Genomic DNA, 19,120 nt, shown 5'->3' with positions numbered 1-19,120 from the left:
TCAGTGATTCGCCGTGAATTCGGTGTCGACGCCCAACGGTCCCAATTTCTGAGATCCGCCCGGATCACCGATCGGCTCGCTTCTTCCCGGCAACGGCTCGTTGAAGAAGGCGATGGAATCTGCGACGAATTCTGCGAGCTCGGGATCCTTGCGCGCTTTTCGGTCGACGAAGACGGCGTCCACCGGGCACTCCACTTCGCATGCCCCGCAGTCGATGCACTCGTTGGGGTTGATGTAGCTGCGGCGGTCGCCGATGTAGATGCAGTCGACGGGGCACACTTCGATGCACGACCGATCGAGCTGATCGATGCAGTTGATTCCGATGACGTAGGACATGCTGGTTCCTCCTGGTGTGGTGAGGTCTGGTGTGGTGAGGCGCTCAGGCGCCGTCGGTCGAATGTCCGGGGAAGAGCACCAGGTCGGGGTCGAGGTCGACCGCAACGTGATTCATCGCGGTCGCGACTTCACCGAATCCGACCGACATGAGCTTGACCTTTCCGTCGTAGTCGGTCACGTCACCGGCGGCGTAGACGCGGGGCAGGTTGGTTCGACCCGAACGGTCGACGGCGATGGAACGACCTCGCAGTTCGAGGTTCCAATCGCGGATGGGGCCGAGATTGCTGATGAAGCCGAGAGCGGCGATCACATGATCGGCCGCGACGACGGTTTCCTCGCCGTTCTTCGCCCGAAGCGCCACTTTCGACAACGACCCGGTTTCCAGATCGCCTACCAGGGCAAGGACTTCGGTGTCCGTGTGGATGGCGACCTTGCCCGAACGCACGCGTTCGAGAGTCGCGGCGTGACCTCGGAACGTGGCTCGGCGGTGGACCAATGTGACCGATCGGGCGATCGAGGCCAGTGCATCTGCCCAGTCGAGCGCGGAGTCACCGCCACCGACGATGACGACATCCTGGTCGGCATGGACCGTGGGATCGGTGACGAAGTAGGAGAGCGCGGATCCGAGCCATTCGGTACCGGTCTCCATCGCCCGCGGCGTCGGGGTACCGATACCGGCGGTCAGCACGACGGCACCGGCACGAACGATCGTGCCGTCGTCGAGGGTCAGGACCGGCAGGCCGTCCTCGTGGGTCAGCTCGATGGCCTGACGGCCGAGTAGATAAGTCGGTGAGAAGGCACCGGCCTGCTCCACGAGATTGGCGACGAAGTCACGACCCCGTATCGACGGCAGCGCGGCCACGTCGCGAATCTGCTTCTCCGGGTACAGGGCCATCACCTGCCCTCCTGCCTGGGGGAGAGCGTCGATGACTACGGTCTCCAGCCCGCGAAAGCCGGCGTAGTACGCGCCGTAGAGTCCGGTCGGGCCAGCACCGACGATGGCGACGTCGGTCGTGACGACCGAGGGCTGAATGGTCATCGGGTCTCCTTCGAGTTCGTTGGGTCCTAGGGACAGTAGGCGCCGCCGTCGGATACATCACGTGGATTGGACCGCTGAGCGGAACCGGGCGGGGTTCTCGGTCCGAGAAAGCCGGGCGCGTGGACAAATTCCGGTAGGCGGACCGCTTCGATTGTGGTGTCCGCAACGCAGTGATGTGCTGTGCCGACTCGGAGCGATCGGTCGAGAAGTCGATCGCTTCCCACGACACGAGTGAACTGCACCTGGAGAGCACATATGAGCGAGACGCTGGAACCCCGCGCGGCGTCGACGGTATCGCGCCCTACCGTCGCGACACCGCCGAAAGAAGCGGACCGAGTGAAGACGCCGGCCCAGAAGAAGAAGGACGGCAACCTGCCCGGTAGGCAGGACTGGTCGAGTTGGCCCCTGTATCAGGCAGCCGGAGCAGGCTTTCGCGGCTACTGGTACCCGGTGGTGTTCTCGTCCAAGGTCGGCGAGCGTCCCGTACGGGTCAAGCTGCTCGGCGAGGACATCTTCGTCATCCGCGACCGCGGTGTCGTCCGAGGCATGGCCAATCGGTGCCCCCACCGCGGAGTGCCGCTGAGCTACGGCAACAAGCAGTTTCCCGGCACGATCTCGTGCGTGTACCACGGCTGGACTTTCGATCTCGAGACCGGAGACCTCAAGGCCGCCATCACCGACGGTCCCAAGTCGCCGATCTGCGGCAAGGTCACCCAACCGACCTACCACGTCGAGGAACGACTGGGAATGGTCTGGATTTTCGTCGGCGACGGTGAAGAGCCACACCCCATCGACGAGCAGCTGCCCGAGGAACTCGTCAGCAACGCTGCCGTCATCGGATCGCGAATCATGCCGCGAGAAGGCAACTGGCGCTTCGCCTGCGAGAACGGGTACGACGAGGGACACGCGAAGTACCTGCACCGAACGGCGCTGTGGCGGCTGTTCAAGGCGATGCCGGTGTGGAACACCACCAAGATCGTCAAGCGCGGTCGCTGGATCTACCGAGTTCAGCTGGAACAGTTCTGGGATGCGGACTTCCCCGGCCTCGGCAAGTGGACCGGGAAGGCGTGGTTCAAGAGCAACCCGCCGAAGACCACCACGAACATCGGCAACACCGGCTCCCACCGTGAGGTGAACCCGGTGATTGCGGCACAGGAGTTCCCGGGGTTCGCGTCGGTGAGTATGCCGGGTGTTCTGCGTATCGCCTACCCCACCTTCATTCACTACGAGTTCTACGTACCGGTGGACGAGGACAACCACCTCTACGTGGGAGTGATGGCGGATTTCCAGAAGGGGCTCAAGACCATTCCCTTCTACTTCAAGTACCTCGGAGCGGTCCGTTGGCTGTTCCACGGTCAGTTCTCCAGCCAGGACAAGTGGATGGTCGAGGTGACCGATGCACCGCCGGAGAAGCTGTACCGGCCCGACGACTCGCTTCTGCAGTGGCGCAAGCTCGCCGAGGACACGACAGAGGATCGGATCGATGCGTTGGCCGAACAGGGCATCGACGTACCGACCCCGTAATGATCTCACCCTCTGATTCGAGCTCGACCTAAGGAGCAAAACATGTCAATCGTGCTGGGAATCGGGGCATCTCATTCCACGTTGATGAACACCCACTGGGACAAGGTCGTTCACACCGACCGTGCCGAGGCGTTTCGAGAAGGACTCGCGACGGCCCGCGACCGCATCGTCGAAGCACGTCCGGATGTCGTGGTTCTGGTGGGATCCAATCACTTCCGGGGGTTCTGGCTGGACATGATCCCGTCCTTCACCATGGGCGTCGGCGAGGTCGTTGCCGCAGGTGACGGCGGAACACCGAAGGGCCCGCAGAAGACCGATCCCGAATTCGCTCGTGCGTTGGCTCAGTACCTCGTCGATGCCGGCACCGAAGTCGCCATTTCGGCACGCCTGCAGATCGACCACGGTCAGTCCCACTCAATTCAGTACCTGCTCGACGGGATCGACGTCCCGGTGGTGCCGTTGGTGGTCAACGTGTTCGCCGCGCCCCTGCCGACACTTCCTCGTGTCGCCGAGCTCGGTCGCAATATCGCCGCGGCAATCGAGAGCTTCGGTGACCGCCGCGTCGTGGTCGTCGCCTCGGGCGGACTGTCCCACCAGTTGCCGTGGCCCAGTGACTGGACCGCTCCCGAGGGCGAGGACGAGGAGTTCCTGGTCGAAGCCTGGTTGAACGGGCGCGGCGAATGGGAACGCTACGACAAGCGGCGACGGGAAATCATCGTCGGAGCGAAGCCGACCATATTCCCGGAATTCGACGAACAGTTTCTGCGCGATCTCGAACACGGAGATCTGCAGAAATACACACAGTGGACGTCCGAGCAGATTGCCGAAAACGCAGGAAACGGTGGCCAGGAGCTACGAACGTGGCTGATGATGGCTGCTGCTCTCGGCTTCGCGCCGGGCAAGGCCCTTGCGTATTCGCCGATGCCCGAATGGTTGACGGGAATGGGCGTGGCAGTGATCGAACCCCACACCTTGCCAGGAGAGAAGAACTCATGACTGTCGCATCACCGGTTGCGGTCGGGAAGTCGCCCGCCGCTTCGGCACCCCCGGAAAGCCGCTTCATCGAAGCGGACGGTGCCACCTACCACTACTACGACATCGGCACCGGGCAGGACACGATCTTCCTGCACGGCGGCGGCCCAGGATGCACCGCGTGGAGTGACTTCGGCCCCGTCGCACCGTATTTCGAGGCAGACCGACGTTGCGTGCTGGTGGATATCCTGCAGTACGGGCAGTCGGAGAAGTGCCTGATCGATGGCCCGATGTGGGACTTCCATGCGGCCAAGACGGTGGCGCTGATGGACGCACTCGGCATCGAGCAAGCCGACTTCGTCTGCAACTCGTGGGGTGGAACGATCGCCCTGAACTTCGCTGCCCTGCACCCCGAGCGTGTTCGCTCACTGGTGATCACCGGAAGTATGCCGGTGTTCTACGGTCCACTGGCACCACTTCCCGAGCGCGGTCATCGGGGACGGACCGCACGGGACGTCTACTACGGCGGCGAAGGACCCACCCGGGAGAAGATGCGGACGCTGATCACCCGCCTGGAATGGTGCGACCCCGATCGTCTCCCCGAGGAGACCCTGGACATGCGCTACCAGCAGAGCCTCGATCCCGAGGAAACGGCACTCGCTGCGATGTCGGACAGCCCACGCGGCGAATGGCAGGACCTGACACAGCAATTGGGCCTGATCGAGGCGCCCACCTTGTTCATCTGGGGCCGCGAGGATGCATTCCTCACGCCCGACTATCCAATGATGCTCGCGCGCATGATCAAACGCGGCAATCTGCATGTGATGGACAACGTCTCGCACCATCTGCAGGAAGAGCGGCCCGCTGCGTACCACGCGGTGGTGTCCGGATTCTTCACTGCCAGCCAACATCCCTGATCGAGCGAACGAGGACACCGTCGTGAAGATTCTGTACATCCCGCTGGCCATCGGTACCGGGATCGGCGCGCTGCGCTACTTCAGCGGGCGCCTGGCCACCCACCAGCGTCTGATCCCGAACCCGTTGGCACGCGTCAACACCCAAGTACATCGCATCAATCAATAGCACCGTATCGACTGAGTAGGAGCATCCAACGTGACGCAGGAACTCGCACGAACAATTTGGACGGAACTGGCGGGGCTCGACTTCAGTGTCAGCACCATCGACGCAGGTGGCATCCCCACCCGATCGCTTCGGGCAGGTAACGGTGCCGAGCACATCGTGTTCTTGCACGGCACCAGCGGGCACCTGGAAGCGTTCGTCCAGAACATCAAGCCGCACGCGGAGCGCTACACCGTTCACGCGATCGACATGCTCGGCCACGGGTACACCGGAAAGCCGGACTACCCGTACGAAATTCCGCGCTACCGGGATCACTTGCTCGCGTACTTCGATGCCGTCGGTATCGACAAGGCGCACATCGGCGGAGAGTCACTGGGCGGTTGGGTGGGCGGTCGGACCGCAATCGACAACCCCGATCGTGTCGCTTCGCTGCAGATGATCGCGGCCGGTGGAACAGTGGCCAATCCGGAGGTCATGGATCGCATTCGCACGAGTACGCGAAAGGCCGTCGAGACCGACGACGTGGAGCTGACGCGCCGTCGGATGCAGTTGCTGATGCACGATCCGGCCAACGCGAGCGAGGAATTGATCTCGGTTCGGCACACCATCTATCACCAGCCGGATTTCATCGCAGGTATCGACAATCTCCTGTCGCTGCAGAACATGGAGACTCGGCTGCGGAACATCCTCACACCCGAGGACCTCGCTCAGATCACCGTTCCCACCCTGGTCGTGTGGGGGCGCAACAACCCGTTCGGCGACATTCCGGAGGCACACGCGATGCACCAGAACATCGCCGGATCCGAGCTTCTGTTGTTCGAGAACTGCGGCCACTGGCCCCAGCGTGAGCACGCGGACGAGTACAACGCGGCCAGCCTCGCGTTCCTCGAGAAGCACCCGATCGCATGAGTGCGACGATGCGCGCAGCCCGGGTGCACGCGTGGGGCGAAGCGCCGGTCGTCGAAGACGTCGACGTGCCGGTGCCGGCAGCGGGCGAGGCACTCGTCCGCGTCGAGGCCGCATCGGTAGCGCACCTCGACGTGACCGTCGCCAGTGGTGAGTTCGGTATCAAGCCGACGTTGCCGTACACCGGAGGCGTGGAGGGCAGCGGCGTCGTCGTCGAGTCCGCCGTGTTCGAGCCCGGCACCAAGGTCGTTCTGCGCGGCGGTGGCCTCGGACTGTTCAAGAACGGAACGTGGGCCGAGTACGTCGTCGTCAAGGACAAGGCTTTGGTCGAGGTGCCCCACGGTCTTTCACCCGAGGTCGCAGCGACATTCTGGGTTCCGACGACGACCGCCCGCGCTGCACTGGTCGACGTCGGTCGACTCGGTTCGTGGTTGCCCGACGTCGGCAGTGCTGCCGAGGAACACGTCATCGTGGCCGGTGCCGCCGGTGCCGTCGGCTCGATGGTCACCCAGCTGGCCCTGCGGTACGGAGCCACGGTGACGGCCCTCGTAGCCGACCGCGAGCAGGCGTCGCGGGTCCCTGACGGTGCCACCGCATTGGTCGCCGGTGACGACGAGCAGTTCGCCGTACTCGCCGAGCAGCGCGCGGCCACCCTGCTGGTGGACACACTGGGCGGGTCGAATCTCATCGTCAGATCCCGTTGGGTGCGCCCCGGCGGCCGCGCGGTATCGATCGGATACGTCACCGGCAACGACGTGTCGATCGGGCTGTCGAACTGGCTGCTCGACGACGTTGCACTGTTGCCGGTCAACATGATTCGGCGCGAGGAGTCCGCGCGTGCCACGGTTCCCGAACTCGCTGCACTGTTGGCTGCAGGAGATCTGACGCTCGACTACGAGAGTTTCTCGTTGGACGAGACCGGGATTGCGCTCGACAAGCTCGGCGCGGGAAAGGTCCGTGGACGAGCGGTGGTCATTCCCCAGTGACGACCGTGAGCAGAAGGGACTCCGCCGACGAGGCCATCGAGCGCGTTCTCGCACATCTCACGCGAGAACGACTGCTCGCTGCCGTTCGGGCAATGGTGGACATTCCCAGCCCCACCGGCGGGGAAGCACCGCTGGCCGAGTGGATCACGTCGGATCTGGCCTCGGCCGGGGTCGACGCCGAGGTCCAGCGCATCGACTCGAGCCAGGCGAATGCCGTCGCGACCATCCCCGGCGGCGACGGACCGTCCCTTCTGCTCTACGCCCCGATCGACACGTTCACCACCGGTGATCCCGCGCTGGACATCCCCGGCGCGGCCGTGTCGTGGCGGCCGGATCTCGCACCGCGGTCGGTGGTCTCGGGCGACATCGTCGAGGGACTCGGAGCCGGTAATCCCAAGGGCCACGGCGCAGTGGTGCTGGCTGTACTGCATGCGTTGCACGCAGCCGGCGTCACTCCGCCCGGTGACGTCGTGGGCGGCTTCGGAGCCGGCGGCATGCCGAGTTTCGCGGTGTCGGGAGTCGGTGCGCCGGACCGCACGAACACCGGTCACGGTGTCGGCGCGGGGTTCATGCTCGAACGTGGGTACACCACCGACTTCGCCGTCATCGCCAAGCCCGGTTGGACGGTGCTGCACGAGGAGGTCGGGCTCGTGTGGATCGACGTGACCGTACACGGTGGACACACTTATGTCGGCAGTCGCCACCGCATTCCGTACAGCAACGCAGTTGCGTCGGCCGGCCGCGTGGCCGTCGCCCTGGAAGACTGGCTCGAGGAATACGCACAGCGCCATCGATATTCGACGATGACGCCCCAGGGGATTGTCTCGTCGATCAGCGGCGGCCTTCGCCGGCTCGCGGCGTCGACCCCTGCGGCAGTGACGCTTCGGCTCGATCTGAGGCTGACGACCCGACAGACGCCGGCCACGGTGCTGCGCGAAGTTCGCGCCATGCTGGCCGGGGTGAGCGAGCAGCTCGGCGTGGAGGTGTCGGCACGAGCGGTGGCGGCCATTCCGGCGACCCACACGCCCCCCGAGTCACCGGTGATTCTGGCGGCGGTCGACGCCTTCGAGACGGTCTCCGGTTCACCGCACCAGATCATCATGGACAACAGCGGTGCCACCGACGCGAACATTCTTCGCATGCGCGGTGTGCCCACGGCTCGGGTCGGAATGCCGAAAGTGGCTGCCGTTCCCGATGGCTCGAGCATCGACTTCACGCGTGGCATGAACCTGGTGGACGTCCGAGAGATGCAGCGGTTGGCAGAAATTCTGATCCGTACCGTGTTCCTCCTGCCCTCGAAAGACGACAGTGCCCGAGCAGGATGACTGCGCCGCACCCAGCGTCGCGAACTCGGTGCTGGGCAAAACGCGGTTGATTCTCGAAGCGTTTCGACTCGACGACGACAGCCTCACGTTGACCGAATTGGCGCAGCGCACCCAGATATCGAAAGCATCGGTACACAGGCTCAGCCGGGAACTCCTCGAATGGGGAATGCTCGAGCGGTCCGGTCTCGAATATCGCCTCGGCATGCGGGCTTTCGAGTTGGGGAGCCGCGTCCCGAGATTACGTGTTCTGCGTGACGCCGTCCGACCGTTCATGGAGACCCTGCATCACCGGACCCACGAGACAGTGCATTTGGCGGTGCTCGACGGCCACGAAGTTCTGTACCTCGAAAAGGTCGCCGGCGGCCCCGCTTCCGCCCGCCCGTCACGGATCGCGGGTCGGCTTCCGCTGCACTCGACGGCCACCGGGAAGGTGCTGCTCGCGTTCGGGCAGCCGAAGCTGTTCAACGATCTGCTCGCCAGGGGCCCGCTGGAGCGGGTGACCCCGGCGACGATCGTGCTACCCGGCATGTTGGCCGAGCAACTTCGCCGAGCGAGGGCCGACGGGTACGCCTCCGAACGGGAAGAGATGACCGCAGGCTACTGCTCGGTCGCTGCGCCCATCTTCGGGCCCACCGGCCTGCTGTTGGCGGCGGTGTCGTTGACTGCGTCGGCCGCCCGATCGGACCTGCCGCAGCTGGCCACGCTGGTGAAGTCGCTGAGCGACAACGTCTCTGCTACCGGCGTGGTCAACTGACCTCTAGCTCACCGACCCTCGAACTGCGCAGCACGCTTGTCGAGGAACGATCCGATGCCCTCGGCGGCGTCGCGTAGCTCGAGGTTGGCCATGACGTGTTGCTCCTCGACCGCCATGGCCTCGTCGATGGGCAGGTGCAGGCCGCGATCGATCACGGACTTCACCAAACCGATCGTGGCGGTGGGACGGTCGGCGAGTCGACGTGCTTCGCGGGCAACAACGTCCTCGAAATCGTCACCGGCGACCACGTCGACCAAGCCTTCTCGTAGAGCTTGCTCCGCCGTGAACTTGGTGGCGTCGATGATGAATCGTTTGGCCCGATGTGCGCCGACCAAACGAGGCAGCCGTTGCGATCCACCGGCACCGGGAAAGATCCCGAGATCTGTCTCCGGAAATCCGAACACGGCCTTCGCGTGCAGGATTCGCAGGTCGCAGGCCAGCGACAGTTCGGCACCTCCACCGAGTGCATGGCCGTTCAGCGCTGCGATCACCGGTTTGGGAGCCAGTTCGAGCAAGCGTTGCACCACCACCCATCGACGCATGTCCCGATAGGTATCGGGATCGAGTCGTTGCATGACCCGCAGATTCGCTCCACCGACGAAGATTCGGTCCTTGCCGCGAACCACCACACATCGCACCGTCGGGTCGTCCAGCACGGTGGGAAGATGTGTGATCATCGATTCGATCAGTTCCGGATCGACGATGTTGATCGGCCCGTGGTCGATCACCACGGTGACGATGTCGCCGTCGCGCTCGTAGCGGTGGCCGGTCGGTTCGGTACTCATGAAAGAACTCCTTCGTTGTGCAGGTCGACCAGCTCGTCCGGAGTCAGACCCAGCTGTTCGACGAGGATGTCGTCGGTGTGTTGGCCCAGAAGTGGTGCTGCTGTGCGTAATCCGCCCGGGGTAGCGGACAGGTGGGCGACGAGACCCTCGTGCGCAACGGATCCCGCCAGTGGGTGTTCGAGGGTGGGGTAGAAATTGCGGGCGCGCAGCTGTGGGTCCGTGTCCACCAGGTCTCGTCCGTCGCGGACGGGATATGCGGCGATTCCCTGGCGCTGCAGGCGCTCCGCGAGCACGTCGGCGTCCGTCGTCGCGGCCGTCTGCGTCAGCGTTTCCCATGGATCATGCTCGACGGCCGTCCCGATCGACGTGAGCGCGTCGTTCAGCGCGTCGGAAGTGCAACTCCCGACCGCTATCCATCGATCGTCACCGAGACTCTTCAGGATTCGTGCCGAATCGGTCGGAACATTGCCTGCCACTTGACTTTCGAGAGCCGCGGTGCCCAGATTCGAGGCCATTGCTTCGAGCTGCGAGAGGTCGACGTGGCCACCTTCACCGCGATAGAGCAGTTCGAGTGCGCCGATGACAGCCGAATTCGCAGCGACCATGTCGCCGAGTCCGAACGTCAGCCCCTGTGGATCGCGATCGGCCCGTGCTGTCTCCGCTGTCAGTCCGGACATGGCCGCGAGGGTGTCGGCGAAGGTCACGGCATCGCGCCACGGTCCCGTCTGGCCGGTCCCGGCCATGGACACCAACACGACGCCGGGGTTGATCTTGCGAAGTTGTTCGTAGTCGAGCCCCCATCGCGCCAGGACGCCCGGGCTGAAATTTTCCACGACGACGTCGACATCCGCGGCAAGGCGACGCAAGAGATCCTGGCCGGCTTCGGTTTTCAGATTCAACGCAACGCTTCTCTTGTTGCGGTTGAAGTTGAGGAAGTAGCCACCGTCGTCGAATCCGGCGTCGGGGCGCAGCCTCATCCCCGGCGAGAAGCGGGTGGGGTCCTTGCGGTGGTACGACTCCACCTTGAGAATGTCGGCACCGTGTTCGGCGAATGTCTTGGTGACGTACGGACCGGCCAGAACCCAGGTCAGATCGAGAACGCGGACTCCGTTCAGTGCGCCGGTCGTTCTCGCCCCGTCGGCCGGTGCGCGCTCGTCGCGATGTACCTCGGCCGCGTCGTCGCGCGGGTTCGGTCGCGGAACGGCCCAGGCTTCGGCTGCCGTGACATCGCGAGGCTCGGCGAGGCGGACGGGTCTCGGTAGCGCGGGTGACTCCCAGCCGAAGCCGACGTCCCGGTAGCTGCCCTTGCTTCCACTGTGGACGAAGAACTGTCGATCCAGTAGCTGCGGATTGTCCAGCAGCGCAGGTCCGTTCGCCACCTCGGCCCAGGGCAATGCTCGACGACGGGCCTCCTCGGCGAACGGTCCGGCCGAGCGTCGACCGGTGAAGCGGGACACCACTGCATCCACATGTGCTCGCTCGCGCCACCGAATCTCGTTGTCCTGCCAGCGGTCGTCCGCCAGATCCTCGGCCTCGCCCTCTTCGACCATCCAGGCAAGAAGGTCCGTCCACATACGGGGGGATCCGGAATAACCGCCGGCGAGGAACCCGTCGGATGCCTGGAACACTCGGTGGGCGACGTGACCGTAGATGCCCGAGGTGCGCCCGGGAATCGTCCCGCCGTGGATCCACGAGATGGCACCGATCTCGAGGGTGGCCGCGACGGCCTCCTGCGCAGAGATCTCGACCAATTGTCCTGCGTTCGTTCGACGTCGTGCAATGAGGGCGAGCAATGCGCCGATGGCACCGTGGGTGCCGGCGAGTTGAGTTCCCTGCTCGCGTGGCGGTGGCTCGGGGGCCTGTCCGGCATCTCCGCAGAGCCACGCCATTCCGCCTGCTGCGGTGATCACGGTGTCGTCGCCGAGCCACTCTCGGCGTGGGCCCGAATTGCCGAACGGGGTGATCACCGTGTGCACGACCGCGTCCCACAGCGACGGCCTACTCTCGCGCAGAGCAAGGGTGCGAAGCCTGGGTGCGGGGCCGGACTCGAGCACCACGTCGGCCTGGGCGATCAGTTCGATCAACGTGGTGTCCGAGACAGTCCCCGAATGTCGAAGGACCTTCTTCCCGGCGTGCCAGTGCAGTCGGTCTGCCGCCGAATCCGAACTATCGTGGAGGGCTACCCGTACCACGTCGGCACCGAGGCCGACGAACACACGCGCGGCCTGGTATCCGAGCCGGTCGGTGAGGTCCAGTACGCGAATCGCAGGAACGGACAAGTGAAAGCTCCTAATCTTGTTGGTGCGCTTCGGCATCGAACGCGGAGGTCGGAATACCGCGATCGCGCAGTGCGCGCCGGTTCAGTTTCTTACTGGCCGTGGTCGGCAAGGCCGTCTCCACGTTGACGTACCGGGGGACCGCATGGCGCGGTAATTCCTGCGCGCAGTATCGGAGAAGATCGCGCGGGCAGATGTGTCGTCCGTGACGGGGGACGACGGCGAGCAGAACCTCGTCCTCGGTCAGCTCGGACGGCACGCCGACCGCAGCAGCCTGGGCAACGTCCGGGTGGCCGGACGCCACCCACTCCACTCGTTCGGCATCGACAGTCAAACCCCGGCGTCGGATCGTGTCTGCGGTTCGCCCCTCGTAGTAGAGCCACCCGTCGACCAGACGCCCGCAGTCACCGGTGACGAACCAACCGTCACGCCAGGCTTTTCGGGTGATCTCGGGTTCTCCGACGTATTCGGTGAAGGTCAGGTTCTCGCCATACGGCCGTACCTCGAGCGAGCCGGGCGTTCCGTCGTCCACCGTACGTCCGTCGTCGTCCACCACGCGCACTCGATAATCGTCGACGACTCGACCGGCCGCGCCCGGGCGCGGCACCACATCGGTCGTGGCCACGTCACCGAGCTCGGTCGATGCATACGCCTGCCGTAGCTCGACACCGAAGCGCTCCGCGACGCTGTGGAACATCCAGTCCGGTGCAGGCCCGCCGTAGGCGCGCGAAATGGTATGAGCGCGCTCGTCTTCGGTGGCGGGGGAGCGAAGCAGTATCGCGCACACCGCACCCATGAAGTTGAAGGCGGTGATGTGCTCTTCCCTGGCGGTACGCCAGAACCGTCGTGCGGAGAAGTCGTCTACCACCAGGCGGGCCCCGGACATCACCGCGGGTAGGAACGCGGCATGACGGGCATTGACGTGTTGCCAGGGAAACACATTGAGCAGCACGTCGTCGGAGCCGTAATGCATGGCGCGGCAGACACGTCGGGCCTGACCGAACCCGACGCCATTGCCCAGAAGAGCGCCTTTCGGACGCCCTCCGGTACCCGACGTGACCATGATCGCGGCCGGGTCGCCCGGGGACGTCCGATGACGCGACGGTGTGGTCCCGGTTCCGTCCGTCACCGCAGCCAGGCCGTCGACGTGGCCGTCGACAGTCATCGTTGCGACACCGACGGATTCGCCGAGCCGAATCAGATGCGGCTCCATGGCCAGCCGTGCCGGAGACGCGACAACGAGCACAGCGGAGGCCGCAGTCATCAGCTGACGAGCGACATCGGGATCCAATGCCGTCGGGATCGGCAGCTCGATCGCTCCGAGCCAGGAGATGGCCGTGGTGAGTGTCGCGGCCGCGGGTCCGGACGAACCCGCGGTCGCGACAACGCTGCCGGCACCGACGACACCGGCCATCGAGCCGGCCATGGCCAGGGCGTCCTCGAGTAGCCGACCGGCGCTGATGCTCGGCCCGCCGACGCGACGGATCACTTCACCGTCGGCGTCGGCGTGGGCGCGGAGCTCGACTGCTTCGGCCCACGAGGTCGGGTCGATCACGCCGGGAGTGCTTCCCTTTCGGCCACGAGACCGAGAGCGATGTCGATGATCATGTCCTCCTGGCCACCGACCAGTCTGCGACGGCCACATTCCATCAGTAGGTCACGAACGTCGACTCCGTAGGCACTCGAGGCAGCTTCCGCATGCCGAAGGAAGCTCGAGTACACGCCTGCGTAGCCGAGCGTCAGCGTCTCGCGGTCGACGCGGACCGGTCGATCCTGAAGCGGACGAACGATGTCGTCGGCGGCGTCCTGGAGCGCGAACAGGTCGCTTCCGTGAGTCAGTCCGGTCAGGTTCGCAGCAGCGATGAAGGCTTCGATGGGGCAATTTCCTGCCCCGGCTCCGTGTCCGGCCAGCGACGCGTCCACTCGGTACGCGCCGTTCTCGACCGCTACCAGCGAATTGGCAACGGACAGAGACAGATTCTCGTGTGCGTGGATGCCGATCTGGGTTTCCGGTTCGAGCACGTCGCGGTAGGCGCGAACTCGAGCCTGGACGTCGCCCATCGTCAGGCGACCACCCGAGTCGGTGACATATACGCAGTGGGCACCGTACGACTCCATCAACTTGGCCTGCTGTGCCAGAGCCTCGGGTTCTGCCATGTGCGACAGCATCAGAAAGCCGGACACATCCATCCCGATCTCGCGGGCCGCCGCAATGTGCTGGGCGGAGATGTCTGCTTCCGTGCAGTGAGTGGCAACGCGTACCGACCGGACCCCGAGCTCGTATGCCCGCTTCAGATCGTGGATCGATCCCACACCGGGGAGCAGGAGAGTGGTGAGGGTGGCGCGCTGGATCACCGACGCGGCAGCCTCCAACCATGCCCAGTCGCTGTGCGATCCCGGCCCGTAGTTCAGCGACGAACCTGCCAACCCGTCGCCGTGCGCCACCTCGATCGCGTCGACGCCGGCAGCATCGAGCGCGACGACGATGCGGGCAACGTCGGTGGGGGACATGCGGTGCCGAACGGCATGCATACCGTCCCGCAACGTGACGTCCTGGACGTAGATGGGGGTGCTCATCGGAGTGCCACCTTTCGGCTTGCGATGCGTTCGGCGACCTGGATGCCGGCGGAGGTCATGATGTCGAGATTGCCTGCGAAGGCGGGGAGATAGTCTGCAGCGCCTTCGACTTCGAGAAACACCGAGACCTGATGTGTGGGCCGCGGTGCGGACGGGTCGGCAAGCAACGTCTCGACGGGCTGATCGTCGGGGACCGCGACAACCTGGACCTCCTGCTTCAACCGATAACCGGGCACGTAGGCGGAGACATCGGCCACCATCGCGGACACGGATTCGCGGATACGTTCGGTGAGAGCACCACGACCGTCGTCGGTCACGAGGGCAAACACGGTGTCGCGCATGATCAATGGCGGCTCGGCCGGGTTGAGCACGATGATCGCCTTACCGCGTGCTGCACCGCCGACGGTCACGATCGCCGCGGATGTGGTCTCGGTGAACTCGTCGATGTTCGCGCGGGTTCCCGGCCCCGCAGATCGGGATGCGATCGACGCCACGATTTCGGCGTAGGCGACGGGAACGACGCGGTTGATGGCCGCGACCACCGGAATGGTTGCCTGCCCACCGCAGGTGACCATGTTGACGTTGCGTGCGGCGATGTGGTTTTCGAGGTTGACGGCCGGGATGACGTACGGCCCGATCGCGGCCGGGGTCAGGTCGATCATCGTCTTTCCCAGTGGTTCGAGCCGAGCTGCATTGGCCTGGTGGGCTTTTGCCGACGTCGCGTCGAACACGATGTCGATCTCGTCGAACCCGTCGAGCTCGATCAATCCCTCGACTCCACGATGGGTGACGGGTACGCCGAGTGCTCGGGCACGCGCGAGGCCGTCGGAGTCGGGATCGATCCCGACCATGGCACCCATCTCGAGTACCTCGGAGCGGCCGATCTTCATCATCAGATCGGTCCCGATGTTCCCAGATCCGATGATGGCGACTCTGGTGGCGATTGGCATGGGCTTACCTCACTCACGGACTGCGGCGTCACTGCCGTTGTGGCAGAACTGCTCCAGCTTCACAGCTGAACGGCGATCGACGCACGAATCGGGTCCGTTGAGCGATACGGCCTATGCCAGACGTTGCGCAGGGAAGACGCTCGGCGTGCTCATGGCCGCGTGGGTGTGCTGCCGCGTGATGGCGTGCGAGGCGAGCCGCAGTGCGTTGATCAATGCGGCGTCACCGGTGTGGTCCACCGGCACGGTCAGGGACAGTGCCGCAATGGCGTTGTCGCCGGAATCGTAGATGGGCACGGCGAAGCTCTTGTATCCGACCAGAGCCTCTTCGCGCTCCGTCGCCAGGCGCTGATTACGGATCGACACCATCTCGCGGCGGACGGCGTGCATGCTTCGCGCGCTCTGCGCGGTCAGCCGTGGAAAGTCGCTCTCCACCAATTGGTCGAGCAGCCGATTGGAGTCGGGAGCCATTGCCAGAAGCAGCTTTCCGGACGCTGTACACGTCAGTGGGAGACGGCCGCCGACACGGGAGAGCGAGTGCACGCTTCGCGTTCCTCCCAGCTTTTCCAAGTAGCACGTGTGCGTGCCCTCGCGAACCGCCAGGTGTGCGGTTCCCCGCGTCGACGCGACGAGATCGACGAGGACGGGCCGGCCCACTCGGCGAAGCAGCGATGTGCTGCCTGCGCGCTGACTCAGGGCGAACACGCTGAACCCGATTCGGTACTCGTGACCGACCCGCTCGAGCAAGCCGAGTGCCACCAACTCCTGGGCCAACCGGTATACCGACGGCTTGGGAACGCCGCTGCGCTCACAGAGGTCGACCAGACGTAGCGAGTCGCTGTCACCGTCGAAGGCCGAGAGTATCGAGAAGGCCTTCCCGAGGACAGAGTTGGGCGGAGCCAGCGATGAGTCCTCATCCAGGTCGAACGGGTGTGCCAACACGGACATGGTTGCCTCCTGCGCTCACGGGTGACGGATGTGCGCCCCATCACATCCACCATCATTATCCAGATGGATAACAATGTCCAGCCCGGTGAGCGGATCGAAACGCGTTGTTTACGACGCGTCGAATATCTGGGGTCGGTTCGGTCACCGAAACTCCCCGATACGGCGTCGCTCCGCGGCTGGCACATTGGACCGTCGAAGTCCGATATGGCGCTCGCCGAACGAGATGTTGAGGGAACACATGCACAACACGCAATTGCTCATCGCAAACGAGTGGGTCGATGCCTCCGATGGCCGTACCGGCGAGACCGTGGACCCGGCTACCAACCAGGTGATCGGACGGTTCGCCGAGGCCACGATCTCGGACGTCGACGCTGCGGTGGCCTCCGCACGTGTGGGGTTCGAGTCCGATGCCTGGCAGGGGATGAGCCCGGATGCCCGAGGGCAGCTACTGTGGCGGATCGCCGACTTGCTCGACCGAGATGCCAAGGAAATAGCGGCACTCGAAACCGCCGACCAGGGGCAGCCGACGTTCATGAGCGTCGGCGTCAACCTGCCGCTGACCGCTCAGGTCTTCCGGTACTACGCGGGCTATGCCACCAAGATCGAGGGCACCGTCTCACCCGTGTCCATTCCCGGGAACCTCAGTTTCCAGCAGCGGGTACCGGTCGGTGTCTGCGCGCTGATCACCCCGTGGAACTTCCCGCTGGCCATTGCTGCGTGGAAGTTGGCACCGGCACTGGCCACGGGCAACGCGGTAATCCTCAAGCCTGCCGAACAGACGCCGCTGTCGACCATGAAGCTGGTGGAACTGTGCCTCGAAGCGGGAGTGCCCGCGGGCGTGGTCAATCTGTTGACCGGAGGACCCGAAGTCGGTAAGTCGTTGGTGTCCCATCGCGGTGTCGACAAGGTGTCGTTCACCGGATCGACCGAAACCGGTCAGCACATCGTTCGAGCCTCGGCCGGAAATCTCAAGCGCGTATCGCTCGAGCTCGGTGGCAAAGCCCCCAGCATCATCGCTGCCGACGCCGACATCGACGCTGCCGTCGCAGGCAACCTGCAGGGCGCTGTGTTCAACACAGGTCAGGCCTGTGGTGCCTACACCCGGTTCTTCGTACACAGCTCGCGCGCAGAGGAATTCACCTCCAAGATCGCCGCGGCAGCCGACGCGTTGCCGATCGGTCCGGGATTCGACCCGTCGACGGTCATCGGCCCCCTGGTGTCCCAGGAACATCTCGACCGAGTGCATTCCTACGTCGAATCCGGTCGGTCACAAGGAGCCGAATTGGTGACGGGCGGAAGCCGCGTCCAGGGCGATCTGGCCGACGGATTCTTCTACAAGCCAACGGTATTCGCCGGAGTGCGCGACGACATGACCATCGCCCGAGAGGAAATCTTCGGGCCGGTGCTGTCGGTCATGGCCTACGACGACGAGGACGAGGTCATCGCTCGGGCGAACGATACCGAGTACGGGTTGGCTGCGGTGGTGTGGACCAAGGCACTCGACTCCGCACTCACACTCCCGCCCAAGTTGCGCTTCGGCACGGTGTTCGTCAATCAGCTGCCCCTGCTGGACCCGGCATCACCCTGGGGTGGTTTCGGGATGAGTGGCTGGGGCCGTGAATTCGGTTCCCATTCGATCGATGCCTACACCGAAGTCAAGACGACGTTCATCAACCTCGCCTAGCCGGCCACGTCCGCACGGCGGTGGGCCGAAGCCTCGTCCATCGCCGTGAGTGAGCGGCTTCGCTGCACGTGCACGGAAACTCGGTCTCTGCTACGAACTTCCACTCACATGCGGCGAAGCCGCTCTTCCCAACTACTTGCCGCAGCCGTTGAACGAACACACGGTGGGATGACACGTCCCGTCTCCGCGCGCAGCGCCCGCCGGTTGGAGGCACCGCATGGCCTGCAGGCTGCGGGAGATGCCGATTCCGGCGGTACGCAGCGCTCCGGCAACGCGATTGACGTTCATTCTCGAGGTCGGTGCGGTGACCGACAGTGCGCCGGCCAGAACAGCGTTACCGCTGAACACCGGAACTGCAACGCTCATGTAGCCCAGTCGCGTTTCTTCGACCTCGACGGCCAACTGGTCCTTACGCATTCGCTCGAGTTGCTGCGCCAGGACTGCGACCGACATCGTCGTGCGTGAGGTATGTGCGACGAAGCCCTGCGCCACGACCTCGTCGAAGACCTCTCGTGGCGAGAACGCCAACATGATCTTTCCGGTTGCCGTGCTGTACAGCGGAAGTCGTCCCGCCACCCGCGAGTTCTCGTTCAAGCCCCGATGGCCCACAATCTTCTCGATGTAGAGAACGTCGAAACCTTCACGCACAGCGAAGTGGACGGTCTCCTGGGTGGCGAGAAGCAAGTCCTCCATGTACGGCAGGGCAGCGTCGCGAAGAATGCGCTGTCGGGGGACCATCTGGCCGAGCTCGAACAGCCGCAGCCCCAATCGGTACTTCGTGCCTGCACGTTCGAGCAAACCCCATTCGACCAACTCGCCGGCCAGCCGATGCACGCTGGCTTTGGACACACCGCTACGACGGGTGAGTTCGGTCAGCGAGAGGTCGGTATTCGTACTGTCGAACGCGTCGACGATCAGCCTGGCCTTGGCCAATACCGAGGTCATGTCCGCAGTCGGCTCGATGTCCAGCGGTCGCGGACT

At 64.6% G+C, this 19,120-nt stretch carries 18 protein-coding genes; 9 read left to right on the top strand and 9 right to left on the bottom strand.

Annotation, left to right across the window (positions count from 1 at the left end; genetic code table 11):
* Both CH268_RS23420 and CH268_RS23415 read right to left on the bottom strand, forming a co-directional pair.
* Positions 1 to 336 carry an indolepyruvate ferredoxin oxidoreductase subunit alpha gene (locus tag CH268_RS23420; RefSeq protein ID WP_032385615.1) on the bottom strand — a complete coding sequence of 112 codons (336 nt, stop codon included), beginning with the start codon at positions 334 to 336 and terminating at the stop codon, positions 1 to 3.
* A gap of 43 nt (positions 337 to 379) precedes the next feature.
* Positions 380 to 1,375: an NAD(P)/FAD-dependent oxidoreductase gene (locus tag CH268_RS23415; RefSeq protein ID WP_032385614.1), complete on the bottom strand. Its 996-nt coding sequence runs from the start codon at positions 1,373 to 1,375 to the stop codon at positions 380 to 382.
* A gap of 255 nt (positions 1,376 to 1,630) precedes the next feature.
* Between CH268_RS23415 and CH268_RS23410 the strand changes: the two genes are divergently transcribed.
* Genes CH268_RS23410 through CH268_RS23380 form a run of 8 tightly spaced genes read left to right on the top strand, consistent with a single transcriptional unit; the run spans position 1,631 to position 8,922 of the window.
* Positions 1,631 to 2,899 carry a Rieske 2Fe-2S domain-containing protein gene (locus CH268_RS23410; protein WP_080731842.1) on the top strand — a complete coding sequence of 423 codons (1,269 nt, stop codon included), beginning with the start codon at positions 1,631 to 1,633 and terminating at the stop codon, positions 2,897 to 2,899.
* A gap of 42 nt (positions 2,900 to 2,941) precedes the next feature.
* Positions 2,942 to 3,895, top strand: coding sequence for a catechol 1,2-dioxygenase (locus CH268_RS23405; RefSeq protein ID WP_094666040.1), 954 nt, complete (start codon positions 2,942 to 2,944; stop codon positions 3,893 to 3,895).
* Positions 3,892 to 4,788 carry an alpha/beta fold hydrolase gene (locus CH268_RS23400; RefSeq protein ID WP_048319519.1) on the top strand — a complete coding sequence of 299 codons (897 nt, stop codon included), beginning with the start codon at positions 3,892 to 3,894 and terminating at the stop codon, positions 4,786 to 4,788. Before CH268_RS23405 ends, CH268_RS23400 begins: the two co-directional genes overlap by 4 nt.
* 22 nt (positions 4,789 to 4,810) lie before the next feature.
* Positions 4,811 to 4,954 carry a hypothetical protein gene (locus tag CH268_RS27995; RefSeq protein WP_155288885.1) on the top strand — a complete coding sequence of 48 codons (144 nt, stop codon included), beginning with the start codon at positions 4,811 to 4,813 and terminating at the stop codon, positions 4,952 to 4,954.
* 30 nt (positions 4,955 to 4,984) lie between these two features.
* On the top strand, positions 4,985 to 5,860 hold the full coding sequence (locus tag CH268_RS23395) for an alpha/beta fold hydrolase (RefSeq protein ID WP_032385612.1): 876 nt from the start codon (positions 4,985 to 4,987) through the stop codon (positions 5,858 to 5,860).
* Entirely contained in the window at positions 5,857 to 6,843 is a 987-nt protein-coding gene (locus CH268_RS23390) for a quinone oxidoreductase family protein (RefSeq protein ID WP_228139169.1), read from the top strand. Before CH268_RS23395 ends, CH268_RS23390 begins: the two co-directional genes overlap by 4 nt.
* A gap of 5 nt (positions 6,844 to 6,848) precedes the next feature.
* A complete protein-coding gene (locus CH268_RS23385) occupies positions 6,849 to 8,168 on the top strand; it encodes a M20 family metallopeptidase (RefSeq protein WP_176458037.1) in 1,320 nt (439 codons plus the stop codon).
* On the top strand, positions 8,152 to 8,922 hold the full coding sequence (locus CH268_RS23380; RefSeq protein WP_094666038.1) for an IclR family transcriptional regulator: 771 nt from the start codon (positions 8,152 to 8,154) through the stop codon (positions 8,920 to 8,922). The genes CH268_RS23385 and CH268_RS23380 overlap by 17 nt, the downstream gene beginning before the upstream one ends.
* Positions 8,923 to 8,930: 8 nt before the next feature.
* On the opposite strand, the gene CH268_RS23375 is transcribed toward CH268_RS23380, so the two are convergent.
* From CH268_RS23375 to CH268_RS23350, 6 genes are all read right to left on the bottom strand, one after another.
* On the bottom strand, positions 8,931 to 9,707 hold the full coding sequence (locus CH268_RS23375) for an enoyl-CoA hydratase/isomerase family protein (protein ID WP_094666037.1): 777 nt from the start codon (positions 9,705 to 9,707) through the stop codon (positions 8,931 to 8,933).
* Positions 9,704 to 11,986, bottom strand: coding sequence for a CaiB/BaiF CoA-transferase family protein (locus CH268_RS23370; RefSeq protein ID WP_176458036.1), 2,283 nt, complete (start codon positions 11,984 to 11,986; stop codon positions 9,704 to 9,706). Before CH268_RS23370 ends, CH268_RS23375 begins: the two co-directional genes overlap by 4 nt.
* 10 nt (positions 11,987 to 11,996) lie before the next feature.
* Entirely contained in the window at positions 11,997 to 13,538 is a 1,542-nt protein-coding gene (locus CH268_RS23365) for an AMP-binding protein (protein WP_176458035.1), read from the bottom strand.
* A complete protein-coding gene (gene dmpG / locus CH268_RS23360; RefSeq protein WP_048319526.1) occupies positions 13,535 to 14,560 on the bottom strand; it encodes a 4-hydroxy-2-oxovalerate aldolase in 1,026 nt (341 codons plus the stop codon). Before dmpG ends, CH268_RS23365 begins: the two co-directional genes overlap by 4 nt.
* Entirely contained in the window at positions 14,557 to 15,510 is a 954-nt protein-coding gene (locus CH268_RS23355) for an acetaldehyde dehydrogenase (acetylating) (protein ID WP_048319528.1), read from the bottom strand. The genes dmpG and CH268_RS23355 overlap by 4 nt, the downstream gene beginning before the upstream one ends.
* A 111-nt stretch (positions 15,511 to 15,621) precedes the next feature.
* Complete coding sequence (locus CH268_RS23350; RefSeq protein WP_048319529.1) at positions 15,622 to 16,455, bottom strand: IclR family transcriptional regulator; 834 nt, start codon at positions 16,453 to 16,455, stop codon at positions 15,622 to 15,624.
* A 238-nt stretch (positions 16,456 to 16,693) separates the two neighbouring features.
* On the opposite strand from CH268_RS23350, the gene CH268_RS23345 reads away from it, so the two are divergent.
* Positions 16,694 to 18,139 (top strand): aldehyde dehydrogenase family protein, encoded by a 1,446-nt coding sequence (locus tag CH268_RS23345; protein ID WP_048319674.1) that lies wholly within the window; start codon positions 16,694 to 16,696, stop codon positions 18,137 to 18,139.
* A gap of 132 nt (positions 18,140 to 18,271) precedes the next feature.
* Here CH268_RS23345 and CH268_RS23340 read toward each other — a convergent pair whose 3' ends face one another.
* Complete coding sequence (locus tag CH268_RS23340) at positions 18,272 to 19,084, bottom strand: IclR family transcriptional regulator (RefSeq protein ID WP_179275106.1); 813 nt, start codon at positions 19,082 to 19,084, stop codon at positions 18,272 to 18,274.
* Positions 19,085 to 19,120: the final 36 nt, after the last annotated feature.

It is taken from the genome of Rhodococcus sp. 06-1460-1B, assembly GCF_002258475.1.
Taxonomy (GTDB): Bacteria; Actinomycetota; Actinomycetes; order Mycobacteriales; family Mycobacteriaceae; genus Rhodococcoides; species Rhodococcoides fascians.
This window is presented reverse-complemented; position numbering and strand designations above follow the sequence as displayed.

Coding starts and splice junctions, on each gene's coding strand:
- CH268_RS23420 (WP_032385615.1), bottom strand. CDS start 336: ATGTCCTACGTCATCGGAATCAACTGCATCGATCAGCTCGATCGGTCG.
- CH268_RS23415 (WP_032385614.1), bottom strand. CDS start 1,375: ATGACCATTCAGCCCTCGGTCGTCACGACCGACGTCGCCATCGTCGGT.
- CH268_RS23410 (WP_080731842.1), top strand. CDS start 1,631: ATGAGCGAGACGCTGGAACCCCGCGCGGCGTCGACGGTATCGCGCCCT.
- CH268_RS23405 (WP_094666040.1), top strand. CDS start 2,942: ATGTCAATCGTGCTGGGAATCGGGGCATCTCATTCCACGTTGATGAAC.
- CH268_RS23400 (WP_048319519.1), top strand. CDS start 3,892: ATGACTGTCGCATCACCGGTTGCGGTCGGGAAGTCGCCCGCCGCTTCG.
- CH268_RS23390 (WP_228139169.1), top strand. CDS start 5,857: ATGAGTGCGACGATGCGCGCAGCCCGGGTGCACGCGTGGGGCGAAGCG.
- CH268_RS23375 (WP_094666037.1), bottom strand. CDS start 9,707: ATGAGTACCGAACCGACCGGCCACCGCTACGAGCGCGACGGCGACATC.
- dmpG (WP_048319526.1), bottom strand. CDS start 14,560: ATGAGCACCCCCATCTACGTCCAGGACGTCACGTTGCGGGACGGTATG.
- CH268_RS23355 (WP_048319528.1), bottom strand. CDS start 15,510: ATGCCAATCGCCACCAGAGTCGCCATCATCGGATCTGGGAACATCGGG.
- CH268_RS23350 (WP_048319529.1), bottom strand. CDS start 16,455: ATGTCCGTGTTGGCACACCCGTTCGACCTGGATGAGGACTCATCGCTG.
- CH268_RS23345 (WP_048319674.1), top strand. CDS start 16,694: ATGCACAACACGCAATTGCTCATCGCAAACGAGTGGGTCGATGCCTCC.
- CH268_RS23340 (WP_179275106.1), bottom strand. CDS start 19,084: ATGACCTCGGTATTGGCCAAGGCCAGGCTGATCGTCGACGCGTTCGAC.